General features: G+C 71.9%; 26 protein-coding genes and 1 pseudogene. 13 read left to right on the top strand and 14 right to left on the bottom strand.

What is annotated here, in order from left to right; translation table 11 throughout:
- Positions 1-30 precede the first annotated feature (30 nt).
- The 3 genes from AB6L24_RS07450 (at position 31) to AB6L24_RS07460 (ending at position 2,483) form a co-directional block, all read left to right on the top strand.
- On the top strand, positions 31-183 hold the full coding sequence (locus AB6L24_RS07450) for a hypothetical protein (RefSeq protein ID WP_190113547.1): 153 nt from the start codon (positions 31-33) through the stop codon (positions 181-183).
- A gap of 50 nt (positions 184-233) precedes the next feature.
- Entirely contained in the window at positions 234-1,496 is a 1,263-nt protein-coding gene (locus AB6L24_RS07455) for a helix-turn-helix domain-containing protein (protein ID WP_030358559.1), read from the top strand.
- Between the two features lie 198 nt (positions 1,497-1,694).
- Complete coding sequence (locus AB6L24_RS07460; protein WP_405653460.1) at positions 1,695-2,483, top strand: hypothetical protein; 789 nt, start codon at positions 1,695-1,697, stop codon at positions 2,481-2,483.
- Between the two features lie 3 nt (positions 2,484-2,486).
- Here the strand turns inward: AB6L24_RS07460 and AB6L24_RS07465 are convergent, their stop codons facing one another.
- The gene (locus tag AB6L24_RS07465) at positions 2,487-2,933 is read right to left on the bottom strand and encodes a MarR family winged helix-turn-helix transcriptional regulator (RefSeq protein ID WP_380857384.1); all 447 of its coding nucleotides are present in this window, start codon (positions 2,931-2,933) and stop codon (positions 2,487-2,489) included.
- Between the two features lie 134 nt (positions 2,934-3,067).
- On the opposite strand from AB6L24_RS07465, the gene AB6L24_RS07470 reads away from it, so the two are divergent.
- From AB6L24_RS07470 to AB6L24_RS07480, 3 genes and pseudogenes are all read left to right on the top strand, one after another.
- Positions 3,068-4,102, top strand: a complete 1,035-nt coding sequence (locus AB6L24_RS07470) for an NADP-dependent oxidoreductase (protein WP_405653463.1) — start codon at positions 3,068-3,070, stop codon at positions 4,100-4,102.
- A gap of 94 nt (positions 4,103-4,196) precedes the next feature.
- Entirely contained in the window at positions 4,197-4,625 is a 429-nt protein-coding gene (locus AB6L24_RS07475) for an organic hydroperoxide resistance protein (RefSeq protein ID WP_405653465.1), read from the top strand.
- 724 nt (positions 4,626-5,349) lie between these two features.
- Positions 5,350-5,532 (top strand): annotated as a pseudogene (locus tag AB6L24_RS07480) (thiamine pyrophosphate-dependent enzyme); the annotation flags it as partial.
- Positions 5,533-5,536: 4 nt separating this feature from the next.
- Here the strand turns inward: AB6L24_RS07480 and AB6L24_RS07485 are convergent.
- The 3 genes from AB6L24_RS07485 to AB6L24_RS07495 form a co-directional block, all read right to left on the bottom strand.
- Positions 5,537-5,767, bottom strand: a complete 231-nt coding sequence (locus AB6L24_RS07485) for a DUF397 domain-containing protein (protein ID WP_405653468.1) — start codon at positions 5,765-5,767, stop codon at positions 5,537-5,539.
- Positions 5,760-6,554: a Scr1 family TA system antitoxin-like transcriptional regulator gene (locus AB6L24_RS07490; protein ID WP_405653471.1), complete on the bottom strand. Its 795-nt coding sequence runs from the start codon at positions 6,552-6,554 to the stop codon at positions 5,760-5,762. Before AB6L24_RS07490 ends, AB6L24_RS07485 begins: the two co-directional genes overlap by 8 nt.
- A 716-nt stretch (positions 6,555-7,270) precedes the next feature.
- A complete protein-coding gene (locus tag AB6L24_RS07495) occupies positions 7,271-9,841 on the bottom strand; it encodes a M14 family zinc carboxypeptidase (RefSeq protein ID WP_405653473.1) in 2,571 nt (856 codons plus the stop codon).
- A 167-nt stretch (positions 9,842-10,008) separates the two neighbouring features.
- Here AB6L24_RS07495 and AB6L24_RS07500 point away from each other — a divergent pair, with 167 nt between their 5' ends.
- A complete protein-coding gene (locus AB6L24_RS07500; RefSeq protein WP_405653475.1) occupies positions 10,009-10,842 on the top strand; it encodes an EI24 domain-containing protein in 834 nt (277 codons plus the stop codon).
- Here the strand turns inward: AB6L24_RS07500 and AB6L24_RS07505 are convergent.
- Positions 10,829-12,058, bottom strand: coding sequence for a pyroglutamyl peptidase (locus AB6L24_RS07505; RefSeq protein ID WP_405657076.1), 1,230 nt, complete (start codon positions 12,056-12,058; stop codon positions 10,829-10,831). The genes AB6L24_RS07500 and AB6L24_RS07505 overlap by 14 nt on opposite strands.
- A 148-nt stretch (positions 12,059-12,206) precedes the next feature.
- Positions 12,207-13,166 (bottom strand): LysR family transcriptional regulator, encoded by a 960-nt coding sequence (locus tag AB6L24_RS07510; RefSeq protein WP_405653477.1) that lies wholly within the window; start codon positions 13,164-13,166, stop codon positions 12,207-12,209.
- 58 nt (positions 13,167-13,224) lie between these two features.
- Here AB6L24_RS07510 and AB6L24_RS07515 point away from each other — a divergent pair, with 58 nt between their 5' ends.
- Together AB6L24_RS07515 and AB6L24_RS07520 are read left to right on the top strand one after the other, a co-directional pair.
- Positions 13,225-14,139: an NAD(P)-dependent oxidoreductase gene (locus AB6L24_RS07515; RefSeq protein WP_405653479.1), complete on the top strand. Its 915-nt coding sequence runs from the start codon at positions 13,225-13,227 to the stop codon at positions 14,137-14,139.
- A 97-nt stretch (positions 14,140-14,236) separates the two neighbouring features.
- The gene (locus tag AB6L24_RS07520) at positions 14,237-14,626 is read left to right on the top strand and encodes a RidA family protein (protein WP_405657077.1); all 390 of its coding nucleotides are present in this window, start codon (positions 14,237-14,239) and stop codon (positions 14,624-14,626) included.
- Here AB6L24_RS07520 and AB6L24_RS07525 read toward each other — a convergent pair.
- The gene (locus AB6L24_RS07525; RefSeq protein WP_405653481.1) at positions 14,601-15,512 is read right to left on the bottom strand and encodes an SGNH/GDSL hydrolase family protein; all 912 of its coding nucleotides are present in this window, start codon (positions 15,510-15,512) and stop codon (positions 14,601-14,603) included. The two genes, AB6L24_RS07520 and AB6L24_RS07525, sit on opposite strands and share 26 nt — an antisense overlap.
- Before the next feature lie 352 nt (positions 15,513-15,864).
- On the opposite strand from AB6L24_RS07525, the gene AB6L24_RS07530 reads away from it, so the two are divergent.
- Entirely contained in the window at positions 15,865-16,359 is a 495-nt protein-coding gene (locus AB6L24_RS07530) for a DUF3145 domain-containing protein (RefSeq protein ID WP_380857411.1), read from the top strand.
- 81 nt (positions 16,360-16,440) lie between these two features.
- Here the strand turns inward: AB6L24_RS07530 and fabF are convergent, their stop codons facing one another.
- From fabF to fasR, 5 genes are all read right to left on the bottom strand, one after another.
- Positions 16,441-17,703: a beta-ketoacyl-ACP synthase II gene (gene fabF / locus AB6L24_RS07535; protein ID WP_405653484.1), complete on the bottom strand. Its 1,263-nt coding sequence runs from the start codon at positions 17,701-17,703 to the stop codon at positions 16,441-16,443.
- A gap of 117 nt (positions 17,704-17,820) precedes the next feature.
- Positions 17,821-18,069: an acyl carrier protein gene (locus AB6L24_RS07540; protein WP_030358543.1), complete on the bottom strand. Its 249-nt coding sequence runs from the start codon at positions 18,067-18,069 to the stop codon at positions 17,821-17,823.
- 72 nt (positions 18,070-18,141) lie between these two features.
- The gene (locus AB6L24_RS07545) at positions 18,142-19,143 is read right to left on the bottom strand and encodes a ketoacyl-ACP synthase III (RefSeq protein WP_405653486.1); all 1,002 of its coding nucleotides are present in this window, start codon (positions 19,141-19,143) and stop codon (positions 18,142-18,144) included.
- Positions 19,144-19,165: 22 nt separating this feature from the next.
- The gene (locus AB6L24_RS07550) at positions 19,166-20,077 is read right to left on the bottom strand and encodes an ACP S-malonyltransferase (protein WP_405653489.1); all 912 of its coding nucleotides are present in this window, start codon (positions 20,075-20,077) and stop codon (positions 19,166-19,168) included.
- An 89-nt stretch (positions 20,078-20,166) separates the two neighbouring features.
- On the bottom strand, positions 20,167-21,306 hold the full coding sequence (gene fasR, locus AB6L24_RS07555) for a fatty acid biosynthesis transcriptional regulator FasR (RefSeq protein WP_405657078.1): 1,140 nt from the start codon (positions 21,304-21,306) through the stop codon (positions 20,167-20,169).
- Between the two features lie 146 nt (positions 21,307-21,452).
- Here fasR and AB6L24_RS07560 point away from each other — a divergent pair, with 146 nt between their 5' ends.
- A complete protein-coding gene (locus tag AB6L24_RS07560; protein ID WP_405653491.1) occupies positions 21,453-22,109 on the top strand; it encodes a pirin family protein in 657 nt (218 codons plus the stop codon).
- A 149-nt stretch (positions 22,110-22,258) separates the two neighbouring features.
- Here AB6L24_RS07560 and AB6L24_RS07565 read toward each other — a convergent pair whose 3' ends face one another.
- Complete coding sequence (locus tag AB6L24_RS07565; RefSeq protein WP_405653493.1) at positions 22,259-23,074, bottom strand: serine hydrolase domain-containing protein; 816 nt, start codon at positions 23,072-23,074, stop codon at positions 22,259-22,261.
- A 10-nt stretch (positions 23,075-23,084) separates the two neighbouring features.
- The gene (locus AB6L24_RS07570) at positions 23,085-23,582 is read right to left on the bottom strand and encodes a GNAT family N-acetyltransferase (RefSeq protein WP_405653495.1); all 498 of its coding nucleotides are present in this window, start codon (positions 23,580-23,582) and stop codon (positions 23,085-23,087) included.
- Between the two features lie 114 nt (positions 23,583-23,696).
- Here AB6L24_RS07570 and AB6L24_RS07575 point away from each other — a divergent pair, with 114 nt between their 5' ends.
- Both AB6L24_RS07575 and AB6L24_RS07580 read left to right on the top strand, forming a co-directional pair.
- Positions 23,697-24,146: a MerR family transcriptional regulator gene (locus AB6L24_RS07575; protein WP_405653497.1), complete on the top strand. Its 450-nt coding sequence runs from the start codon at positions 23,697-23,699 to the stop codon at positions 24,144-24,146.
- 64 nt (positions 24,147-24,210) lie between these two features.
- Positions 24,211-25,218: an aldo/keto reductase gene (locus tag AB6L24_RS07580; protein ID WP_405653499.1), complete on the top strand. Its 1,008-nt coding sequence runs from the start codon at positions 24,211-24,213 to the stop codon at positions 25,216-25,218.
- Positions 25,219-25,308: the final 90 nt, after the last annotated feature.

A 25,308-nucleotide genomic window follows, 5' to 3' on the forward strand; every position in this document is an offset into this window, starting at 1 on the left:
GACGACCTCCAGCAGAGAGGCTGACCCTGTATGCACCGACTGCTCGCCGCCACGCTGACCGTCGCGGTTGCCGCGGCTCTCGCCGTGGGCGCCGCCCTTGGCATCGTGGCGCTCCTGAACGCCACGCCCGACCAGCCGAACCGGCCGCTCGTGCACTACGAGTCGCCCGAGCGGGACCAGTGACCGACGTGGCCGCCATCTCCGAAAGCGTTTCCGAGAGCGCCCCCGAGAACATCGCGGACGGCGCTCCCGGAAGCCCGGGCTCCGCGTACAAGGGCTCCGCCTGGCGCGATGTCCCGCCCCTCCAGGTGCGCCGGTTCGCCGCGCTCGCCTTGGAGGAAGTGCCCATCCTCGCTCAGGACATCCTGCGCGAAATCCGGGCAGAGTACCCCGGCCTGCCGGTCGTTCTCGACGACTCCGGCGAGCCGATGGCGCTCATCGGGATCCGCCGCGCTCTGGAGGGCTTCGTACAGCAGCTCGCCACCCGGGAGGGCCGGCCGCGCTACCACCCGGAGGTCTTCCAGGAATTCGGCCGCGGCGAGGGCCTGCACGGCCGCAGCCTCGACTCGCTCCAGGCCATCTACCGCCTCGGCGTCCGGCTCGCCTGGCGCCGCCTGGCCGAGATCGGCCAGCAGACCGAGATCCCGCCCCCGGCGATGTACGAGCTGGCCGAATCCGGCTTCGAGTACCTCGACGGCCTGGTCGACCAGTCGGTGCGCGGCTACGCGGAGGCGGCGGCCCGGCAGGCCGGTGAGCGGCTGCGACTGCAACGCAAGCTCATGGAGCTGCTCCTTTCCGAGCGCCGCCCCGACACCTCCGCCGCCTCCGCTCTTGGCGCCGAGAACGGCCTGGACGAGCGCGCCGCCCGGGTCGGCTGGCAGCTGCCCGAGCGGGTCGCCGTCGGCGTGCTCCTGCGCCCCGCCCGCGAGGCCGTGGCCCCGGCCGTCGGCGAGGGCGTGCTGCTCGACATGGAGGCCGAGCAGCCCCGCATGGTCGTGCCCGACCCGGACGCCGCGGGCCGCCCCGAACTGCTCCGCCGCGCCATGACCGGCTGGTCGGGCGCCATCGGCCCGCCCGTGCCGCTCGCCGACGCCGCCAAGTCGCTGCGCTGGGCGGAGGCCGCCGTCGCCCTGATGGGGCGCGGACTGCTGCCGTCCGGTGAGGTCCTGTACTGCACCGAGCACACCGAGGCCCTGGTCCTGCTCCAGCCCGAGGAACTCATCGAGGATCTGTCACGGCGCTGCCTCGCACCCCTGGACCACTGCGGCCCGGCGCACGGCCGCCGCCTCGCCGAGACCCTGCTCGCCTGGCTGGAAACGCGCGGCGGCGCCCCCGAGGTGGCCGCCCGACTCGGTGTGCACCCGCAAACCGTGCGCTATCGACTGCGCCAGATCAGGGAGCTGTGGGGCGACGAGGTCGACGACCCCGACCGCCGCTTCGAGCTGGAGCTGGTGCTGCGGGCGCGCAGGCTGCGGGGGGAGCTGGGGCGGGCGTGAGGTGCCGTCGGGCCGACGGCGAGGTGGGGTCTGCCCCGAAGTGCGGCCGCCACGTGCGGCAATTCGGACGAAGCCTGCCCTGCCGTACGGTGCCGGGCGCGCCCTGACGCGAGGACACGCCGGAAGGTTCGACTCCGCACACAACCTTCACAGCATCGGCTTCCTCCGTACCGGCCCGGGACCTAGCCTCCATGCCTCATGGACTACTGCCACGCGTGCCACCGGCACCTCAACGGCGCCCTCGCCTGCCCGGGGTGCGGCACCCCGGCCGAAGCCTGCCGTGAGTACGCGGAGGCGCTCGCCGCCCAGGACGAGCCCGACGACCTCGGCGAGACGGACGAGGAGCCCTCGCCGCGCGGCCGGGTCCGGGGCCGCGGCCGCCGCAGGGAGCGGAGCCGCCGGGCCGCCCAGCACCGCCGCAGGCGCCGCAAGGTCATCCTGATCGCCGCGGGCGTCGCGCTCGCCGCGGGCGGCCTGAGCCTGGCCGAGCTGGGCACCGAGTCCGCGTCGGACGACTCCAGGGCGACGTCCGCGCGGGACCGCGACGAGCCGGCGGGGGAGTCGGCGGGCGCCGGGGCGACGGACGGCGGACAGGGGTCGGGGGCGTCGGCGGAGCCGGTGGCGGAGTCGACGGACGGTTCGCCGTCGGCGTCCGAGTCGGCGCGGAAGGACAAGGCCGACGACGCCGACGACAAGGGCAAGAAGGCGGCCGAGGGCGGCAAGGGCACCCGGGACTCCGGCGACGGCGAAGGCGCCGACGGTGACGCTCAGGGCTCCGACGGCGGCGCGGGCGACGGCGGCACCGGCACGGCCACCGGCGGCACCGGCACCTCCGGCGGCCCGGACCCGGACCCGACCTCGGGCAACCCCACCACGAGCCCGCAGGACCCGGACCCCAAGCCGTCCGCCACGAAGCCGCCGAGCGACCCGGACCCGGACCCGAGCCCGTCGGAGACGTGCGACCGGTTCCTGTGGTGGTGCACGTAGGGCTCAGGCGCCCAGCATCCGCCGCAGCAGCTCCCGCAGCGACTCCCGCTCCTCGCGGGAGAGCTCGGCCAGCGGCTCCCGGGCGAAGTCGAGGGACTCCCGCAGGCTGCGCGCGGTCGTGAGCCCGTCGGCCGTCGGCGCGGCCAGCTTCACGCGCCGGTCGGCGGGGTCGGGCCGCCGCTCGACCAGGCCGCGCGCCTCCAGGCGGTCGACGATGCCGGTCACGTTCGACGGCTCGCACTTCAGCTTCTGCGCGATGCGCCGCATCGGCATGGGCTCCAACGAGAGCAGCCCGAGCACCCGCGCCTGCGCGCCGGTCAGCGCGTGCTTGCCCGCGGCGACCTCGTACTCCTCGTAGTAGCGCGCGACCACGGAGCCGATCAGCTCCACGACCTCGAGGGTCAGCGGGTCGACGCGCGGGGCGGGGGTGTCCGGATTCTGGGTGGCCATGGCTCCAGGTTACCCATTTACTTGACAACATGAAATATCGAAGCGCATGCTTATTTCAGAACATGAAGCATTAGGGGTCGGAGCCGACCGCTCCGCCCCGCCCGTCGCCCCCCAGCCTGAGGAGGACACCCCTCATGTCCGCAGCCCCCGAGCAGCTCCCGGCCACCGGCCGTGCCTGGCACCTCGTGCGTCGCCCGCACGGCTGGCCGGTCCCGGAGGACTTCGCGCTCCGCGAGGTCCCGGTCGAGGCCCCCGCGGAGGGCCGCGTCCTGGTCCGGAACCTGCACTTCTCGGTCGACCCGTACATGCGCGGCCGCATGAACGACGTGAAGTCCTACATCCCGCCGTTCCAGCTGGACCAGCCCATGGACGGCGGCGCGGTGGGCGTCGTCGTGGCGTCGAACGCGGACGGCTTCGCGGTGGGCGACCACGTGCTGCACTTCGCGGGCTGGCGGGAGTACGCGTCGGTGCCGGTGTCGTACGCGACGAAGGTGGACCCCGAGGCGGCGCCCCTGTCGGCGTACCTCGGCGTGCTCGGCATGACGGGCCTGACGGCGTACGCGGGTCTGCTGGAGGTGGCGTCCTTCAAGGAGGGCGACACGGTCTTCGTCTCCGGCGCGGCGGGTGCCGTCGGCAGTGAGGTCGGCCAGATCGCCCGGCTCAAGGGCGCCGCGCGCGTCATCGGCTCGGCGGGCTCGGACGAGAAGGTCAAGCTCCTCACCGAGGAGTACGGCTTCGACGCGGCGTTCAACTACCGCGACGAGCGCCCGGTCGTCGAGCAGCTGAAGGAGGCCGCCCCCGACGGCGTCGACGTCTACTTCGACAACGTCGGCGGCGAGCACCTGGAGGCCGCCATCAGCCGCATGAACGTGCACGGCCGGATCACCATCTGCGGCATGATCGCCGGCTACAACGACACCGAGCCGACGCCGGGCCCCCGCAACATGGCCATGATCATCGGTAAGCGCCTCCGGGTCCAGGGCATGCTCGTCCAGGACCACCAGGACCTTCAGGGCCAGTTCGTACGCGAGGTCGGCGGCTGGGTGCGCTCCGGCGAGCTCAAGTACAACGAGACGTTCGCGCACGGGATCGAGAGCGGCGCGGAGGCGTTCCTGGGCATGCTGCGCGGCGAGAACACGGGAAAGATGATCGTCTCCCTGGACGCCTGAGCCTCCCCACCATTCCGCAATCCGATAACCTAATTCCACAATCGCCGGGTCGGCGGGCGCGCGACACGGCACACCCCAGGAGGGATCGGCAGTTATGTCCATCCAGAACATCGACGTCAAGTACACCGCCGTGGCCACCGCGGAGAACGGCCGCGACGGTCGGGTCGCCAGCGACGACGGCAAGCTCGACGTCGTCGTGAACCCGCCGAAGGAGATGGGCGGCAGCGGCGCGGGCACCAACCCCGAGCAGCTCTTCGCCGCCGGCTACAGCGCCTGCTTCCAGGGCGCCCTCGGCGTGGTCGCCCGCCGCGAGAAGGCCGACATCTCCGGCTCCACCGTCACCGCGAAGGTCGGCATCGGCGCGAACGGCGCCGGCGGCTTCGGCCTCGAGGTCGAACTCACCGCCTCCATCCCGAACGTGGACGCCGCGACGGCCCAGTCCCTGGTGGAGCAGGCCCACCAGGTCTGCCCCTACTCCAACGCGACCCGCGGCAACATCAAGGTGGACGTGAAGGTCGCCTGACGCGCGGACTGCGGAGCACAGGCAGGGGCGGGGCCGGGGCACCCCGGTCCCGCCCCTGCCTGCGCTCCGCCCGCCCCTGGGGTCAGGGGCGGTGTGGCTCGGTCACCTCTGGAACCATGGTGGTTGTGCTGATGAAATTTCCGTCACGTGTCAGGAGAGTGAGTTTCACCCGCAGATCGGTGACCTGTGAGCTTTCCACCAGCCCCGTGGCATCTCTTTGCTTGGTGCCACGGAGTGGCTAAAATGCGCTTGGCGCCCACGACAAGCCAGGCCGGATACTTGATGCTGCGGATGTTGATTGCTGTCTGTCCAGGCTTTATGCAGTACTCGTGCTTGTCGTAGCGAGGCGGATTCGTGGGGATCCTCTCGTAGGTGATGACCCGGTTTGGCTCCTGGTCGTCCGCCTGCGCCGAGGCTGAAGTGCCGACCGTCGCGAACGCGGCGACGGCGAGAGTAATTCGCAGTAATCGACTTCGTTTCATGACTCAACCTCTCCGTAGGGGGTCTCTGAGGTGTAAGCATGTAACGCGTAATGTCGACCCGTTCGAGATGGAAGAGCGATGGGGCAGGTGGCAGGATTTATTCCGCTCGGTGATGCCTTGGAATAGGCTTACGAAAACTGGTTCCTTGGCGTATGGAAAGGCGGCGAGTCACCACGAAGTCCCCAGTGTGGGACGTGCCTCACGCTCCGCTACGGCTTCTCGGCCGCGCGGTGTACTCGATCACGGAGCCGGCCCGCCCCGACTTCGTCGCGCTCGCCGAGTCCTTCGGCGTGCCGAGCGTGCGGACCTCGCCGGAGCGGCTGCGCGACGACCTGGCGAAGGCCCTTGACGAGCCGGGGCCGAGCATGGTCGTGCTGCCGGCGCTGCTCAGCATGTTCGAGCCGACGCACCTCGGCACGAACTGATCATTCACCCGGCTTCAGTGTCGAGCGTCCCGTCCTTGACGGCCGAGACGAATGCCGCCCAACTGGCCACTGGGAAGACCGGCGCGGGGCCGTGGGGGGTCTTGGAGTCACGGACGGGGACGCCGGTGGGGTAGCCGTCCAGGACCTCGAGGCAGTCGTCGGCGTTGGGGCCGCTGTACGACGACTTGCGCCAGCCGCTCAGCGGAGCTGCGTCCGGTATGAGGTGCTCAGTCATGATGCCCGTAGTCCTTCGCTGTTGCCTTCAGCAGAGCCAGTGACGCCTTCAGCGGCAGTGCGTCGCTCAAGGCGAGATCGTAACTAGTCTGCAACTCCCGGACTACTGACGGGGAGTCATGAACCATCCCCACGTAGACGCCCTCGCAGTAGGCCAGAGGGGGTTGGTCCTCGAACCACATCAGCTTGAGCATGCTCTGCGCCAGCGGATGCGGGCTCGCCGCGAACGGCAGCAGATGCACGCGGATGCGACCGGTCTCAGCGAGGCGGACGAGGTGCATGATCTGCTCCGCCATCACGTCTTCGCCGCCCACGGGGCGCCGTAGCACTGCCTCGTCCAGCAGTGCCCAGAGGATGGGCGTCACCGGATCGTCGAGGATCTTCCTGCGTTCAAGGCGGGTGGCGAGACGCTTGGCTTGCGTTTCCTCGCTCACCGGAGGGAATGCCTGGCTCAGGACGGCGTGCGCGTACCTGTCCGTCTGGAGCAGGCCCGGGATATACGACAGGCCGAACTCCCGGATCATCACGGCCTGCTGCTCGAAGACCCTTACCGCCTCGAAGTAGTCGGCGACCTCCGCCTCCTTCTTCGGGAGGAAGTTGGTCAGCGCATCCTTCGTGCCCAGGGTCATGTCGAGCCTTCTCGCGTCCTCAGGGGACGGCACGCGACGGCCCGCCTCGATGTGCGCGATGTGCGTGCGCGTCATGATCGCCGCTTCGGCCAGCTGCTCCTGCGTCAACCCGGCCGCCTCGCGCTGTGCCCTGAGCCAGTCTCCGTAGGTCGTTCCCATGGTCAACTCCCGTGCGGCAGAGGCCGAATCGCTTGTTCCCTGGCGAGAGTAGCCGGGTCGGTCTCCCTCTGTGAGTGATTCGTTACAGGGTGAGGCGCTGGTGAAGTTGCAGGTGCTGGTCTTTGTCGCTTGCCGTCCCCCGACCACCGCCCGTCCCAGTTCCGTCCGGCGTGGCTGCGCCACTCGCCTTCCATGACGACACCACCACGCTGGACCGACGACCTGTTCCCGTTTCTCACTCCACCCCTACTCGCCAAGGTGATCGACATTGCCTGGGAAGAGGGGTTCCTCACGACGGACCTGTACGAGGAGGCCTGTACGACGCCGACCGTGTGGCTGCCAGGCCCGGAGCAACTCGACCCGCAACGGCAAGGTGCACACCGGCAGCCAGTACGCGGAACACGGCAAGCTCCACCTGTAGGTGTGACCGAAGGCCGCTGGGCAGTAATCGAAGCCAACGCGGCCTGGGCCAGCGGCAGCTACACCGCCGACCCCCAGCAAGCCCTCGACGTCATCCTCCGGTCCACGCCCCGGCCGAGGCGGTCACGGCACGCGACCGCCCCTTCCTACGCCGGAGGGGCTGGATAATGGGCCGGCAACTTTCAGCCCCTCCGGCGTTTGAGGAGTGGGGTCTGGGGCGGAGCCCCGGTTACGGGAAGGAGTGCCCGCGCGCGGAGCGCGCTGATGGACGCAGTGGGGAGCCCCCGGCAGGGCCCCTACCGCACCCCGAACAACGCCCGCCCCACCTGGGCGAACACCCCCTTCGGGTGCCCCCGGAACAACGGCTCCGTGCCGAACAGGACGACCCGCGCAGAGCCACTCGTCCCGCTGACGACGGACGCCTCCCCGGCCGCGTCGGCCGGGCCGCCCGCGCCGGAGGAGTCGGCGCGCCAGTGCCCGGAGACCAACGGCTTGCCACCCGCGTAGGCCTGCTCGACGCGGACCCCGTCACCGAGGCCGGTGAACCACATGGGCGCGTAGACGAAGCCGTACCCGGAGCCGGAACCGGCCACGGGGCCACCGGCGTTGCGCACCCGGACCACACCGTTGGCGTCGCCGTTGCCCTGGACGGCCGTGACGGGCAGGAGCCCGGCGGCCTCGTTCAGGGCGGCACCCCCGGCGCCCCGCCCGACAAGCCCGCCGCCCCCGGCGAGGAACGCGTCGAGCCGCTTGCGCGCGGCGGGCTTCAGCTCGGCGCGGTCGAGCCCGGAGGACACGAACAGGACGTCGGCCTTGCGCCAGTCGAAGCCGTCGTTGAGGACGGCGGTCGACACCGGGAGCACGTCGAAGTTCATCTCCCGGAGCGCGAAGAGTTCGCCGGGCGTCACGGCCGCGGCGACCCGCGTGCGCCGCACCACGTCCTTGCCCCGCGCCTTGGTCGCGGTGAACGCCACGTCGTACTTCTTCGCCGCGTCCCGAGCGGCCCGCCGCGCCGAACCCGGCACGATGACGCTGCCGCCGTCGGCGGCCCGGCGCACCGGAACACCGTCAGCGGTGAGGGAGTTGAGCGCGGCCACCTCGCGGGGGTCGTCCAGGCGAAGGCGCAGGTCACCGCGCGGGGCGACAGAGCCGACGCGTGCGGCGGACTGGACGGAACGCGACGGCACCGCGGCGGGGTCGCCCTTGCGGGCGGACACCACGGACGCGCCCCACAGTCGGCCGAGGCTCCAGCCCGAGATGTCGTACATCGCCGACACCTTGTCGCTGATGTCCCGCCCGTCCGCGAGGATCACGTTCGCGATGCCCCGCTTGGGCTGGCGCATGTCGACGACGTACGAGCCCTTCTCGTACGAGGTGTTGCCGAGCCGGAAGTCCCGGGTGGCGCGCCGCACCCGCACGTCGTTGGCGAGGAGATGGTCCACGAGGCGGGCCGTGGCGGCGGCGGAGCGCTGGCGCTCGCCGGCCGGGATGACGTACGCGCGCGGGAACTTCGTGGTGTAGACGTCCTCCGGGCCGATGCCGGGCACGCCGGGCACCGTCTCCTCGGAGATCTCCACCGACTTCGCGCCCGCGGCGCCGCGCCGGAACACCTCGATCTGGTCGGCGATCAGCGACGTGCGGTGGCCGCGCGCGTAGTCGAGGGTCGCCTTCATGGCCGCGCCCGCGATGTCCACGTTGATGGCGGAGCGGCGGCGCAGCTCGGCGGCGGGCTGGGAGTCGTACTCCTCGTTGTTCACCTGCATCGGGAACTCGATGGTGTGCGCCGCGACCGCGCCGTGGAACGGCATGTACTGCGGCGTGAAGATCGGCGGCCAGTCGTCCCAGCCCTCCTGCTGGTCGCGGAAGGGGATGACGGCGGGCAGCACGCCGTCCTTCTGCTCGGTGTAGCCGAGGCCGTTGACGGCCTTCTCCATGCCGAGGGCGTTGGCGTAGCTGTTCTTCAGGAACAGGTCGTACTCGTAGTTCTCGCCGTGCGGCGGGGTGGTCGGCTCGATGAGCGTGCCGTTCACGTACCCGTGCAGGTCGATCATCATCGTGGGCTGCTTGTCGATGGCGATCTGCCGCACCGCGCGCGTCTCGGACTGGGTCCCGGTGATGAAGTCCCGGTTCAGATCGAAGCCGCCTGCGTTCTCGCGGGTGCCGGCGATCCGCCCGTCGGGGTTCATCGTGACGTTGAAGTAGAGGCGGTGCCGGGCGAGCAGGTCGCGGGTCTTGGCGTCCTTGGCCTTCGCCAGCTTCTCGATGAGCTTCAGGGCCGCGTCGGTGCCCTCCCACTCGTTGCCGTGGATGTTGTTGTTGATGAACACCGGCGCCTTGTACGCGGACTTGAGCTTCTTGTCCTTGGCGGCGGCCGCGGGCGCGTTCTCGATGCGGTCGCGCATCTTCTCCTGCCGGGCGGCCTCGCGCGCCGACTCGGGCGCGGTGACCGTCACCAGATACAGGTCGTGCCCTCCGGCCGACCGCCCGGCTATCTCCACGCTGACCCGGTCGCCGATGCCCTGGATCTTGTTCAGCCGGGGGGCGATGGCGTGGTACGGGGTCAGGCCCAGCTTGATGGACTTGTCGGCCGGGTTCTTCGGCACCGCGGCCAGCTTCCGCTCCCGCGGATAGCCGCGTCCTGCTTCGGTGCGGGCCGCGCCCGCGCTGTCGTCGAGCGCGCGGTCCGCCGCGCTCTCGGGGGCCTTCGCGGCCCGGTCGGGCGAGTCGAGGGGGGCCTCGTCGCGGATCACGGGCCGGGGCGCGGGGTCGGCGCTCGCGCCGCTCGGGGTGAGCGCGGTGAACAGGAGCGTGCCCGCGGCGGCGGATGCGGTCAGGAGCACGGGTCTTGACGGGCGGGATATCCCCATACGTACCTCCGAAGCGTGGGCCGTTCGCCGACCCGAGAGATCAGTCGAGAGATCAGTAGGGGAGGTCTACAGGGTGAAATCGCGCGCAACAAGGGGGTATTCACGAAACAGCCACCCCACCCGCACCGGCCCGGGGCCGCGGCGGCGGGCCGGATAAGGTGTGCCGCATGCGTGAACTGGGTCGTGGATTCGGCTATCTGGTGAAGGGGCAGCGCTGGGTCGCCCAGCACGGCAAGCAGTTCGGATGGGGGCTGCTGCCAGGACTGATCACCCTCGTCCTGTACGCGGGCGCGCTCGTCGCACTCGCCCTGTGGGGCACGGACCTCGTCTCCTGGGCGACGCCGTTCGCCGACGACTGGTCCGACCCGTGGCCGGGTCTGTTCCGCGGCTTCCTGACGGTCCTGCTCTTCGCCCTGGCCCTGCTCCTGTCCGTGATCACCTTCACCGCGGTGACGCTGGTGATCGGCGAGCCGTTCTACGAGTCGCTGTCCGAGCAGGTCGACATCTCCGTGGCGGGCTTCGCGCCCGAGTCGGGTCTGCCGCTCTGGCGCGAGCTGCTCATCTCCGTCCGCGACAGCCTCCGCATCGTCGTACGGGCCCTGATCTGGGGCGTGCTGCTCTTCGGCCTGGGCTTCCTGCCGGTCGTCGGCCAGACCGTGGTCCCGGTGATGGGCTTCTTCGTCACCGGCTTCTTCCTGGTGGAGGAGCTGACGGCGGTCGCGCTGCAGCGCCGCGGGGTGCGGCTGCGCGACCGCCTGGCCCTGCTCCGGGCCCGCAAGTCCCTGGCGTGGGGCTTCGGCGCCCCGCTCGCGGTCGTCTTCCTGGTGCCGTTCGTCGCCGTGTTCCTGATGCCGGGCGCGGTCGCCGGGGCGACGCTGCTGGCACGGGACCTCATGGGCGAGGACGCGGGCGCCGACGACGACCCCGACGACACCGACGACTCCGGCGACGCGAGCGGGACTCCCCGGCCGGACGGCCGGGGCGCGCCTACCGCCCCTTAGCCTCCACGGCCGTCACCACGATCTGCCGCACCTGCCCGATGATGTCGACCCGGTTGCGGACGAACTCCGCGTCCGTGATCTTTCCGGTCGCCGGGTCGGTGTTCCCGGCGCCGAACTGCAGGACGGGCGTGTGCACATGGCCGCCGGGCAGCCGGTCGCGCAGCCCGAGCCGGTCGCGCAGCAGCGTCGCCCGGTAGGCGATCTCGTTGGACAGGTAGTCCCCGCCGCCGCCCTGCCGCGCCGTCGACCCCGGGGTCGGCCCGTCAGGCCGCTGCACCGGCGTGCCGCCGCCCGCGGGGATCTCGGTCACGGCCGTGTTGTCGTACACGGGGAAGCGCCCGGTGTCGGCCGCCACGATGTCCTTGTACGGGAGGGTGGTCGTCGTCCACTGCGGCTGCGAGGCCGGGTCGGTGACCGGCACGGTGCCGGTGCTCGACAGGTTCTCGTTGTCCCCGAACCCGCCCCGCCAGGCCCCGTTGGTCCGCTCGATGTCGAACTTGCCCACCCGGCCCTGGCTCACCGTCGTGAACAGGTCGACGCGCGGCAGCTGCCGCCGCAGGACCCGCTCCACCTCGCCCTCGGCGAAGTCCGTCCAGCGCACCGGGAACACGGCCGTCTCGATGCGCACCGGGCCCGCGGCGGTGCGCACGACGGTGCCGTCGAGGGCGAGCGCGGAGGCCCCGGACGGGTTGCTGATGCGGGTGTCGCGGTCGAGCGTGAACGGGTCGAAGCCGGTCACGAGGACCCGCTTCATCCGGTGGCCCTTGGGATAGCTGATCGTGTCCTGGCCCCGGGACGTCGTCTCCAGCTTCCCGAGCAGCCGCTCCCGCCGGTCGTCCCCCAGCTCGAACCCGCGCGGCTCCCAGCCGCGCAGCGCCCGCGTCATCCCGAGCCGCGCCCAGTACAACGGCCGGTCGTCGTCCCGGCTCAAGTCTCCGCCGAGCGGCCCGCGCCCCTGCGCCCGGTCCACGGCCCGCCGCCACAGCGCCTGCCCCTCGCGTACGACGAGCCGCTCCGCCTGCGCGTAGGAGCGCACCCGGCCGAGGTCCCGCGCGAAGCCGGGCGCGATCCGGTCGAACCCGGCGCGCCGCAGGATCTCCTGGGGCGCCGCGCGGTCCAGGCGCTGCTCCTCGACGGTGGGCGCGCCGGCCCGGACGGTGTCGGCGGCCGACGCGGGTGGCACGAAGGTCCCGGCGAGGAGGACGGCGCCGAACACGCCGTACACGCCGATCCTTCGGCCTGATATCCCGGGGGTGGGGGACGTAGCCACGAGAGTCCTTCCGTTGCAGGTGAGGTGGCCGAAGTATCGCGGGGCGGGAGTGGTCGGCGCCATGCCCCACGGGGAGATTTCGTCACCGCGCCCGCTACGCGGCGTCCCCGCACGCCTCCCGCAGCGCCACGAGGAAGGGGGCCACCGCGGGCGGCGGCGTCCGGCCCCGCGCCGTCGCCGCGTACACCACGCGCGCGGGGACCCCCTCGTCGCGCACCGGCACCAGGACGATGTCCGGCCGTGCCCCCTGTGCCGCGAGCGCCGGGACCAGGGTCACGCCGAGGCCCGCGGCGACGTACCCCTGCTTGGCCGTCCACTCGCCGACCACGTGCGCGATCCGGGGCCGGAAGCCGTGCCGCAGCGCCGCGTCGAGCAGGGTGCCCGCCGGTTCGGGGCTGCCGGAGATCCAGTCGTCGGCGGCGAGCCGGTCCAGGCCGACGCACGGCTCGGCCGCCAGCGGGTGGTCCGCGGGCACGGCCACGTACAGCGCCTCGTCGAGCAGGTGGTGCAGTTCGTAGGCGTCGTCGTCGAGCGGGCCGCCCGTCGTCGACACGACGGCCAGGTCCAACTCGCCCTCCACGAGCCGCCCGAGCAGCGGCCCGGTGAAGCCCTCCTCGCGCGCGAGGGCCACGCCGGGGTGGCGGGCCCGGAACAGCGCGATGGCCCGCGGCACCAGCGCCGCGTCCGCCGTGGCGAACGCCCCGAACCGGAGCAGCCCACCCGCCACGTCGTCCAGATCCGCCAACTCCCGCCGCAGCAGCCCCAGTTGGCGCAGAGCGGCCTCCGCGTGCGGCAGCGCGGCCCGCCCGTGCGCGGTCGGCCGCACCCCGCGCGGCAGCCGGTCGAACAGCGGCGCGCCGCCGAGCGCGCCCTCCAGGGAGGCGATCTGGCGGGACACGGCGGACTGCGTCAGGACCAGGCGCCGCGCGGCCACGGTGAAGGAGCCGTGCCGGGCCACCGTCACGAACGCGCGCAGCCAGGCGGTCGACACGTCGGCCGCGGCGACGCCGGACGCGTCGCTCGCGGTGCTCTGTGAGGCATGCGGATCATGCATGGCTCCCATGCTAGGCATTCGCTTGTGGCATCACCTGCCCGGGCCTAGCGTCGTACGCATGGAACGGAACACCGAACGGAACACGGAACAGAGCGTGGAACAAGGCACGGAACAGGGCACGGAACTGTCCGCCCCCGCCCCGCGGCAGCGCGTCGCCTTCCTCGGGCTCGGGCACATGGGCGCCCCCATGGCCGGCCGCGTCCTGGCCGCCGGGCACCCGCTGACCGTGTGGAACCGCACCGCCGCGAAGGCGGAACCGCTCGTCGCGGCGGGCGCGCACTCCGCCTCGACGCCCGCGGAAGCAGTCCGCGACGCCGACGTCGTCATCACGATGCTCGCCGGACCGGACGCGCTGCGGCACGTCGCCGACGAGATCCTGCCGGTGCTGCGGGAGCGCGCCGGCGTCCACTGGGTGGAGATGTCGACCGTCGGACCCGACGCCGTACGGCAGCTGGGGGAGCGGGTGCCGGACGGCGTCACGCTGGTCGACGCGCCCGTGGCGGGCAGCACGGACAAGGCCGCGGCGGGGCGGCTCGGCATCCTCGCGGGCGGCGACGCAGGCGCCGTCGAGCCCCTGCTCGCCCACCTCGGCACGGTGACCCGCACCGGCCCCCTCGGCTCCGGCGCCGCGCTCAAGGTCGTCGTGAACACCGCCGTGCTCGGCGGGGTCGCCCTGGTCGCGGAGTCGATGGCCCTCGCCGACGCGCTCGGCCTGGACGCGGAGGTGGCGCGGGGCGTCCTGGCCCAGGGGCCGCTCGGGGGCGCCGTCGCCCGCGCCTTCGCCACCGACGTGCACTTCGGCAACGGCCTCGCCGCGAAGGACGTGGCGCTCGCCACGAGCACGACGTGGCTGCCCGCGATGGAGGCGGTCCTCGGCCACTACGAGGCAGCGGCGGCGGACCCGGACGTGGCGGACGAGGACATCGCCGCGGCCGTCACCCGCATCCGCCGCGCCCGCGAGCCCCGCGCCTGACGCCGCACCGGCCGACCCCGCCCGCCCTCTTTCCTTCCCTCACCCCGGAACGCACCTTCAGGAGACCCCGTACATGACCGACCGCATGACCGACCACATGACCGTCACCCTCGACAACCCCACCACCGCGCCCCAGCCCCTCGGCCCCTACTCCCAGGTCGCCCGCGTCCAACTCGCCGACGGCGGCGCCCTGTTGTACCTCTCCGGGCAGATCGCCGAGGGCGCGGACATCGCCGAGCAGAGCCACGGCGTCTTCGCGACCCTCACCGCGCTCCTGGAGGCGCACGGCGCGACGCTCGCCGACATCATCAACATCCGTACGTTCCTGACGGACATGGACGACCTGCCCGGCTACGCCGCCGTGCGCCGCACCTACCTCACCGGGACACCGCCCACGAGCACCACGGTGTCGGTCCCGCGGCTGTTCAAGAAGGAGGCCCTGATCGAGGTGGAGGTGGTCGCTATCTGCCGGGCCGGGCGGCCGTGACGCCCTTGTGGGCCATCTCGGCGAGGCGCGACTGCCCGTCCTTGCTGGGGTGGAACCAGTCCCAGTGGCTCAACTGGTCCCCGTCGAAGTGGAAGTCGAAGACGGCCCCGCCGTCGTACCGGCAGCGCTGATCCCGCGCGCACACGTCCTTGAGCACCTTGTTGTACGCCACCACGCGGTCCTGCACCGACTGCCGCCGGTCGGTGGCGGCCCGGTCCATGTTGTCCGCGTCGGCCAGCATCGACTTGCAGATGCCGAGCTTCCACACCTGCTTGCCGAGCTGGTTGGTGCGGCCCGTGGACCAGAGCCGCTTCAGGTCCGGCACGCTCGCCACGTACACCTGCGTCTTCGGCTGGGTGCGGCGCAGCGTGCGCAGGGCGTCCTGGAAGTCGGCGCGGAACTCCGAGACGGACGTCATCTCGTCGGCCGACGAGCGGCAGGCGTCGTTGGCGCCCGCCATCACCGTCACCAGCTCCGGATCGCGCGCCGCCGCCCGCTGCATCTGCCCCGGCAGGTCGGCCATCCGCGCGCCGGTCTTGGCGTAGTTCCAACTGTGCGTCGCCGCGCGCTGCTTGCCGAGCAGCCGCCGCGCGAGGCTGCGCACCTCGTCGTCGCTGCCGGTCGCCCAGGACGCCTCCGGGCAGTCGGAGAGCACCGAGCAGGCGTCGAAGCCGCGCGTGATGGAGTCGCCGACGGCGGCGAGGGAACGGGGGCTGGTGTCCCAGGCGGGGGCCCGCTTCGGGGCCGCTCTGTCCTGCGCCGACGACCCGCCCGGAGCCGCGGAGTCGCCGCCCGACGCGTCACACGCGGTGAGCGTGGCGAAACCGGTGAGAGCCGCCGTCGCGAGGGCGACGGCGGCCCGTGCGCGGTGCCTTGAATTCCGCATCCTCGTCCCCTCTGTCGTCCAACGTGACGTCGCGCGGGCCGTTCGGGTTGCGTCCCGCCGAGTGCTGATATGTCCCGTGCGGGACCTCGGGACACCCAACCGGGGGTTTCCGGGCCTCCCAGCGAGTGAAACCCGGGGGATTCCCGGCATGCGGACCGACGGTACGTCACACTCCTTGCCTCGCCGCACGGTAGCCTCGCCACCCAGTGGCACTCGATTTTCTCGGTTCCGCTAAATTACATCACGTCACATCTGTCCCCTTTTTTGACTTTCCCCGCTTTTGGGGAATATCGCTCGGCACGGGCGCGAGGCCGCTGGGGAAGGCGTACCTCGTCCCACACTGGAGGTCCCGGTGACGACACGTGGAGTTCTGTACGTGCACTCCGCACCGCGCGCGCTGTGCCCGCACGTCGAGTGGGCCGTCGCGGGCGTGCTCGGCGCACGCGTCAGCCTCGACTGGATTCGACAGCCCGCGGCGCCCGGCACATGGAGATCCGAGTTCTCCTGGCAGGGCTCGGCGGGCACCGCCTCCAAGCTCGCCTCCGCGCTGCGCGGCTGGGACCTGCTGCGCTTCGAGGTCACGGCCGAGCCCAGCGCGTCGGCCGAGGGCGAGCGCTACAGCGCCACCCCCCGGCTCGGCATCTTCCACGCCGTCACCGGCATCCACGGCGACATCCTGATCCCCGAGGACCGGCTGCGCGCCGCCCTCGCCCGCTCCCAGAGCGGCGAGAGCGACCTGGCCGCCGAGCTGGCCAAACTGCTCGGCAAGCCCTGGGACGACGAACTGGAGCCGTTCCGGTACGCGGGCGAGGGCGCGCCGGTGCGCTGGCTGCACCAGGTCGTCTAGGAGCGGTTCAAGGAGCGGACACGTCGAAGGCCCACCCGGTTCGACCGGGTGGGCCTTCGACGTGACTGCTGCCGACGGTGGTTACACCGTGCGGAAGGCCAGGACCACGTTGTGGCCGCCGAAGCCGAACGAGTCGTTCAGCGCCGCGATCGTGCCCTCGGGCAGCGGGCGGGGCTCGCCGCGGATGATGTCCGCCTCGACCTCGGGGTCGAGGTTGTCGATGTTGATCGTCGGCGGGGCCACCCGGTGGTACAGGGCGAGGACCGTCGCGACGGTCTCCACGCCACCGGCGCCGCCCAGGAGGTGACCGGTCATCGACTTCGTCGAGGCGATCGCCATGTGGTCGACGTCGTCGCCGAACGCCTGGCGCAGCGCCTTGATCTCACCGACGTCGCCCTGCGGGGTCGAGGTGGCGTGCGCGTTGATGTGCACGATCTCGGCGGGCTTCAGACCGGTGTTGTCGACCAGGTTCTGCAGCGCGGCGGCGATGCCGTTGCCGGACGGCTCGGGCTGCGTGATGTGGTGCGCGTCGGCCGAGATGCCCTGGCCGACGGCCTCCGCGTAGATCCGCGCGCCGCGGGCCCTGGCGTGCTCCTCGGACTCCAGGACGATCACGCCCGCGCCCTCGCCGAGCACGAAGCCGTTGCGGTCGCGGTCGTAGGGGCGGGAGGCGCCCTGCGGGTCGTCGTTGTTCTTCGACATCGCCATCATGTTGCCGAACGCGGCGATCGGCAGCGGGTGGATGGCCGCCTCCGTGCCACCGGCGACGACGACGTCGGCACGGCCGGTGCGGATCATCTCGATCGCGTAGCCGATGGCCTCCGCGCCGGACGCGCAGGCCGAGACCGGGGTGTGCACCCCGGCGCGGGCGTTCAGGGTGATGCCGACGTTCGCCGCGGGCGAGTTGGGCATCAGCATGGGGACCGTGTGCGGGGAGACGCGGCGTACGCCCTTCTCCTTCAGCACGTCGTACTGGTCGAGGAGGGTCGTCACACCGCCGATGCCGGAGGCGATGACCGCGCCGAGCCGGTCGGGGTCGACGGCGGTGTCCTCACCGGCCTTCGCGGTGAAGCCCGCGTCCTTCCAGGCCTCGTCGGCCGCGACGAGCGCGAACTGCGCCGAGCGGTCGAGCTTGCGGGCCTGCGGGCGCGGGATGGTCTCCGTCGGCTCGACGGCGATGCGGCCGGCGATGCGGACGGGCAGCTCGGCCGCCCAGTCCTCCTCGATGAGGCTGATCCCGGAACGGCCTGCGAGCAGACCCTCCCAGGTCGATGCCGCGTCGCCACCCAGCGGTGTGGTTGCGCCGATACCGGTGACGACCACGGTGCGATTGGTCGAGTTCACTGGATTTCTCTCTCCACGATTTGGTTCAGATGCGGATGCGGCGGCGCCACCGCCGGGTGGCGGCTGGCAAGAGCCCCGGCCGGCACGAGCCTGCGGTCGTCAGGCTCGGACCTGGTGTCAGGCCTGGTGCTCGAGGATGTACTTCGTCGCGTCGCCGACGGTCTTCAGGTTCTTGACGTCGTCGTCCGGGATCTTGACGTCGAAGCGCTCTTCGGCGGCGACGACGACCTCGACCATGGACAGCGAGTCGACGTCCAGGTCGTCCGTGAAGGACTTGTCCAGCTGGACGTCCTCGACCGGGATGCCGGCGATCTCGTTGACGATCTCGGCGAGACCGTCGACGATCTCCTTCTCAGTGGCGGCCATGTTGGCGCTCCTTCGTATGTATCCAGAGGGTGTGGCGGCAACCGCGTGGATCCGAAGATCCGCAGTGGGTGCCTAGGGGAGGGTAACGACCGTGGCGGCGTACACGAGACCCGCCCCGAAGCCGATGACGAGCGCGGTGTCGCCGCTCTTCGCCTCACCGGTCGCCAGAAGCCGCTCCATGGCGAGCGGGATCGAGGCGGCCGAGGTGTTGCCGGTGGTGCGCACGTCACGGGCGACCGTGACGTGCTCCGGCAGTTTCAGAGTCTTCACCATCGAGTCGATGATCCGCTCGTTGGCCTGATGCGGAATGAAGACGTCCAAGTCGTCCGCGGTGATTCCGGCCGCGTCCAGCGCCTGCTGGGCGACCTTCGCCATCTCGAACACGGCCCAGCGGAACACCGCCTGGCCCTCCTGCGTGATCGCAGGGAACTTGTCGGGGGCGCCGTTGCGGTACGCCTCCCACGACTCGGTCTGCTTGATCGTGTCGGACTTGTCGCCCTCCGAGCCCCAGACCGTCGGACCGATCCGCGGCTCCTTGGACGGGCCCACGATCACCGCGCCGGCACCGTCGCCGAACAGGAACGCCGTGGCCCGGTCGTGCAGGTCGGTGAGGTCGCTGAGCCGCTCCACGCCGATGACGAGGACGTACTCGGCGGAGCCCTCGACGACCATGCCCTTGGCGAGGGTGAGGCCGTACCCGAAGCCCGCGCAGCCCGCGGAGATGTCGAACGCGGCGGGCCTGCCCGTGCCGAGCTTGTCGGCGATCTCGGTGGCGATGGCCGGGGTCTGCTTGAAGTGCGAGACGGTGGAGACGATCACGGCGCCGATCTGCTCGGGCGTGATGCCCGCGTCCGCGATGGCCTTGCCGGACGCCTCGACGGACATCGCGGCGACGGTCTCCTCTTCGGAGGCCCAGTGCCGGGTCTGGATCCCGGAGCGGGAGCGGATCCACTCGTCGGACGAGTCGATCGTCTCGAGGATGACCTCGTTCGGCACGACCCGCGTGGGGCGGTAGCCGCCGACGCCCATGATCCGTGCGTACGGGGCGCCCTGGCTGGGCTTGATCTTCGACATGCGCTACGGCTCCTTGTCTCGCTCAGGAATGCTCGGCGACGAGCGTGCGGGCCGCGTCGAGGTCATCGGGGGTCTTCACCGCGAGTGTCTTGACACCCTTGAGCGCGCGCTTGGCGAGACCGGTCAGGGTGCCGCCGGGGCACACCTCGATCAGCGCCGTCACACCGAGCTCCTTGAAGGTCTCCATGCACAGGTCCCAGCGGACCGGGTTGGCGACCTGGCCGACCAGCCGGGAGACCACGTCGGCGCCGGCGGAGACCGCCTTGCCGTCGCGGTTGGAGAGGTACGTGAGCCGCGGGTCGGCGACGGTGAGACCGGCCGCGGCCTCCTCCAGCCTCGCCACCGCGGGTGCCATGTGCTCCGTGTGGAACGCGCCGGCGACCTTGAGGGCCACCACCTTGCGCACGCCCTCGGGCTTGTCCTCCGCGAGGGCGGCGAGCTGCTCCAGGGTGCCCGCGGCCACGATCTGGCCCGCGCCGTTCACGTTCGCCGGGGTCAGGCCCAGCTTCTCCAGGTGCGGCAGGGTGACCTCGGGGTCGCCGCCGAGCAGCGCCGCCATGCCGGTCTCCGTCACCGAGGCGGCGTCGGCCATGGCGAGGCCGCGCTTGCGCACGAACCGCAGGGCGTCGTCCTCGGTCAGCACACCGGCGTACGCGGCGGCCGTGATCTCGCCGACGCTGTGCCCGGCGACGGCGCCGGGCGTGATGTCACCCAGTGCCGCGGCGGAGAGCAGGCCTGCGGCCACAAGGAGCGGCTGGGCCACCGCGGTGTCACGGATCGCGTCCTCGTCCGCCTGCGTTCCGTAGTGGGCGAGGTCGAGCCCGATGGCGTCCGACCAGGCGGCGAGCCGGTCGGCGGCACCGGGGAGGTCGAGCCAGGGGGTCAGGAAGCCGGGCGTCTGAGCGCCTTGGCCGGGAGCGACGAGTACGAGCACTCTCACACTCTCTCTTGTGGACAGTACGAACCGCCCGTGGGGACAGGGACGAAGAACCGCTGAGGGAATTGTAGAGCCCCGACAAAGACTTAAGCCTGGGGATCACCGTCGGCGAGACGTCCCAGGATCAGCGCGATGCGCAGAGTGAACGCCGAGCGCACATCCGAAGGGGACCAGCCGGTGACGTCAGTCACACGTCGAAGCCGGTAGCGCACGGTGTTGGGATGCACAAAGAGCATCCGTGCGGCGCCCTCCAGGCTGCTCGCCTGTTCCAGGTAGACGCTGAGGGTTTCCAGGAGCGCCGAACCGGCCTCCTCCAGCGGTCTGTAGATCTCCTCCACCAGTTGTTCGCGCGCCGCCGGATCGCCCGCGATCGCCCGCTCCGGCAGCAGATCGTCCGCGAGGACGGGGCGCGGCGCGTCCTGCCAGGCACCGCACGCCTTCAGGCCCGCGGCGGCCGCCTGCGCGGAGCGGGTGGCCGCGAGCAGGTCGGGCACGATGGGCCCGGCCACCACGGGCCCGGCCGCGTACGGCCCGATCAGAGCCTTCGCCACGGCCAGCGGGTTGTCGTTGCCGCCCGCGATCACGACGAGCCGGGTGCCGAGCACGCCGGTGAGGACCTGGAGCTTGGCGTGCCGGGCGGCCCGCCGGATGGCTTCCACGGTGAGCTCGCTGTCCCCGTCGGGTGCGGTACCGAGCACCACGCACACATGGTCCGGCGAGTTCCAGCCAAGGGCGGCGGCACGGGAGACGGCACCCTCATCGGCCTCCCCGGAGAGCACGGCGTTCACGACGAGCGACTCCAGGCGCGCGTCCCAGGCACCGCGTGCCTCGGCGGCCTGTGCGTACACCTGCGCGGTGGCGAAGGCGATCTCGCGGGCGTAGACGAGCAGCGCCTCGCGCAGGACCGACTCGTCGCCGGGCGCGGCGACCTCGTCGATCGCCGACTCCATGACCTCGATGGTGGTCCGCACCATCTCCACGGTCTGGCGCAGCGTGATCGCCCGGGTCAGCTCGCGGGGCGCCGTGCCGAAGACGTCCGTCGAGATCGCCTGGGGGGCGTCGGGGTGCCGGAACCACTCGGTGAACGCGGCGATGCCCGCCTGCGCGACCAGGCCGATCCAGGAGCGGTTCTCCGGTGGCATCGCCCGGTACCAGGACAGCGTCTCGTCCATGCGCGCGATCGCCTGCGCCGCGAGGCTGCCGGACGACTTCTCCAGGCGCTTCAGGGTCGCGGCGTGCGCGTGGGCGCGGCCGCCGCGCCGGGCGTCGGCTCCGGCGTCCTGGTGGGCTGAGTTCGCTTCAGGTACGGGCACGGGGACAAGACTGCCTTATCGGGACGGCGGCGTGCGGGGCCGGGTCTACGGTGGGGGGCGTGATTGAAGTACGGCGCTCCGGTGAGCGGTATCCCGGGGGCGACCCCATGGCGGGGATCGACTCCTTCCACGCCTTCTCCTTCGGGCCCTACTACGAGCCCGACAACCTCCGCTTCGGCGCGCTGCTCGCCTGCAACGAGGAGCACCTCGCACCCGGCGCCGGGTTCGACGAGCATCCGCACAGCCACACCGAGATCGTCACCTGGGTCGTCGCGGGCGAGCTGACCCACCGGGACTCCGCGGGCCACGAGTCCGTCGTCCGCCGCGGCGACGTCCAGCACCTCAGCGCGGGCGCGGGGGTCCGGCACGTCGAGCGCAACGCGGGCCCCGAGCCGCTGACGTTCCTTCAGATGTGGCTGGCCCCCCGGGACCCCGGCGGCCCCCCGTCCTACGCCGTCGTCCGCGGCATCGCCGACTCCACCCCCTACGCCGTCCCCGCCGCCTCCGCCCTCCTCCACGTCCGCCGCCTGGCCCCCGGCGAACGCACGGCCCTCCCCGACGCCCCCACGGTCTACGTCCACGTGGTCGACGGCGTGGTGGCTCTGGCGGACGAGGAACTGGGCCCGGGCGACTCGGCCCGACTGACGGGGGAGGAGGGGCTCGACGTGGTGTCGTACGACGGGCGGGCGGAGCTGCTGGTGTGGGAGATGGGGTAGGTGAGACTGTGGGCAGCTGGTCCGCCCAGAGGGCGATGGGGGTCCCCCCTGCTCGAGCGGAGCCGAGAGCTCGGGGGAGGGTGGGCACAGGCGGACCCCGCGGCGCCGGGCAACGCACTCTCGGTACCTCAGCCCCGGCGCCCCCGCGCCTACAGCTCGGCCAGCACCGCGTCCGTGAACGTCGGCCAGACCTCCACGGCCCACGGCCCGAACGCCCGGTCCGTCAGGGCCACGCAGGCGGCCCCCGCGTCGGGGTCCACCCAGAGAAACGTTCCCGCCTGCCCGAAGTGCCCGAAGGCCCGCGGCGAAGAGGAACTCCCCGTCCAGTGCGGCGACTTCCCGTCCCGGATCTCGAACCCGAGCCCCCAGTCGTTGGGATTCTGGTGCCCGTACCCGGGAAGCACGCCCTTGAGCCCGGGGTAGGCCACGGACATGGCCTCGGCGACGGTCCGGGCGTCGAGCAGCCGAGGCTGCTGCACCTCGGCGGCGAACCGCACGAGATCGTCCACGGTCGACACCCCGTCCTTCGCGGGCGAGGCCCCGCCGTCGAGGAACGTCGAGGACATCCCGAGCGGCTCCAGGACGGCCTGGCTCAGATAGTCCGCGAAGGGGATCTCGGTGGCCTTGGCGATGTGCTCGCCCAGCACCTCGAACCCGGCGTTGGAGTACAGCCGCCGCGTCCCCGGCGCCGCCGCCACCTGGTGCTCGTCGAAGGCGAGCCCACTGGTGTGCGCGAGCAGATGCCGCACGGTGGCCCCGTCAGGACCGGCGGGCTCGTCCAGCTCGATCGCCCCCTCCTCGTACGCGATGAGCGCCGCGTACGCCGCGAGGGGCTTGGTGACGGAGGCGAGGGCGAACCGCTGCCCGGTGGGCCCGCGCGTCCCCGCGACGGTGCCGTCCGCGCGGACGACGGCGGCGGCAGCGGTCGGGACCGGCCAGTTCTCGATCAACGCCAGGCTCTGCATGCGTACGAGCCTAAGCGTCGTTGAGTTTCAGCTGCATGTAGGGGTCGGGCTTGCGGACGAACCCGAGCGAGGCGTACAGCGGCTCGGCGTCGGGCGACGCGGTGAGGTCGACCTGCCCGGCGCCGCGCTCCCGGAACCAGTCGATGAGCGCCTCCACGCAGGCGCGCGAGAAGCCTCGGCGGCGCATGCCGGGGTCGGTGGCGACGCTGAAGAGATAGCCGGCGACGCCGTGCGGATTGCCCGCGCGCCCGATGCGGTACTCCAGGGTGCCCACGGCGAGCGCGGCGAGGGCGCCGGGCCGCTCGGGGTGGTCGACGACGAACGCGGCGAAGTTCCCTTCGGGGTCGGCGAGGCGCTCGCGCACGGTGGGGATGGACTCGGCGTGCCAGTCGGTGACGGAGGCGGTGGGCAGGGTGCCGTCCAGGGTGTGCACGGAGTCGATCATGACCTGGCGCAGGCGTATGACTTCTTCGGCGTCCGCCACCGCGGCGCGTCGTACAGGATTCATGGGCCGCACGCTAGCCACCGCGCCCCGGCGCCGTCCCGTGGATTACGGCCGGGTCCGGCGATCTTTCGAATTGCCCTTGCTTGGAGTGCGCTCCAAGGTTCTAGCGTGGGGGCCATGACGGTGATGGAGACCACCCCCGCACCCGCCCCCACCCGCGACCCGGCCGCGCCCGAGATCTGCCCGCCCCCGCCCGCCCATCCGCGCCCGGACGGGCAGGACCACTACACGATCAGCGAGGTCGTCGCGGTGACCGGTCTGACCGCGCACACCCTGCGCTGGTACGAGCGGATCGGCCTGATGCCGCACATCGACCGCTCCCACACGGGCCAGCGCCGCTACCGCAACCGTGACCTGGACTGGCTGACCCTCGTCGGCAAGCTGCGCCTGACCGGGATGCCGGTCGCCGACATGGTGCGCTACGCGGAGCTGGTGCGCGAGGGCGAGCACACCTTCGCGCAGCGCCGGGAACTCCTGGAGCGCACCCGCAGGGACGTCCGGGCCCGGATCGCGGAACTCCAGGGCACGCTCGCCGTCCTGGACCACAAGATCGACATCTACTCCTGAGCCCCGGCCGCTCCACCACCCCCACCACCCCCACCACCCTGAATCCCAGCGGAGGCACGACCAAGTGAAGATCAACACCGCCCGGCTCGGCACGACAGGCCCCGAGGTCGGCGTCCAGGGCCTCGGCTGCATGGGCATGAGCTTCGCGTACGGCCCGACGGACGCCGACGAGGCGAGGGCCACCCTGGAGCGGGCGCTCGACCTGGGCGTCACGCTCTACGACACCGCCGACGCGTACGCGAGCGGCGAGAACGAGAAGTTCCTCGCCCCCTTCTTCGCGGCGCACCGCGACGAGGTCGTCATCGCCACGAAGTTCGCCCTGGCCATCGACCCGGCCGACCCGACGAAGCGGATCATCAACAACGCGCCGGAGTACATACGCGCCTGCGTCGACGCCAGCCTGAGCCGCCTCGGCGTGGACGCCATCGACCTCTACTACATGCACCGCCGCGACCCGAGGGTGCCGATCGAGGAGACGGTCGGCGTGATGGCCGAGCTGGTCGCCGCGGGCAAGGTCAAGCACCTCGGGCTCAGCGAGGTCACCGGCGACGAGCTGCGCGCCGCGCACGCCGTGCACCCGATCGCGGCCCTGCAGTCGGAGTGGTCGCTGTTCAGCCGCGACATCGAGCGCGCCGTCGTCCCGGCCGCCGCCGAGCTCGGCGTGACCCTCGTCCCGTACTCCCCGCTCGGCCGCGGCTTCCTGACCGGCTCTTTCGTGAGCGCCGACAAGGACCTGACCGAGGGCGACTTCCGCCGCCAGCAGCCCCGCTTCACCGGCGCCAACGCCGAGGCGAACGCGGCCCTCCTCGACCCGCTCCGCACGGTCGCCGCCGCGCACGACGCGACCCCGGCCCAAGTCGCCCTGGCCTGGGTGCAACAGCGCGCCGAGGCCCACGACCTCCCCGTGGTCCCCATCCCCGGCACCCGCAAGCGCACCCGCCTGGAGGAGAACACGGCGTCCACACGCATCACCCTGACCCCCACCGAACTGGCCCTCCTGGACCCGATCGCGGCCCGGGTGTCGGGAGACAGGTACGCGGACATGACGTTCACGTCGGCGGGCAGGGAGTAAGGGGGCGCGCGGTGGTGCCCCATAAGGGGCGCGGGGAACTGCGCGCCCAGCCACAAGCCACCCGCGGCCGCCGAACGACACATGCACGAG

The sequence above is a fragment of the Streptomyces sp. RK9 genome (assembly GCF_045070545.1).
In the GTDB taxonomy this organism is placed as follows: domain Bacteria; phylum Actinomycetota; class Actinomycetes; order Streptomycetales; family Streptomycetaceae; genus Streptomyces; species Streptomyces alboflavus.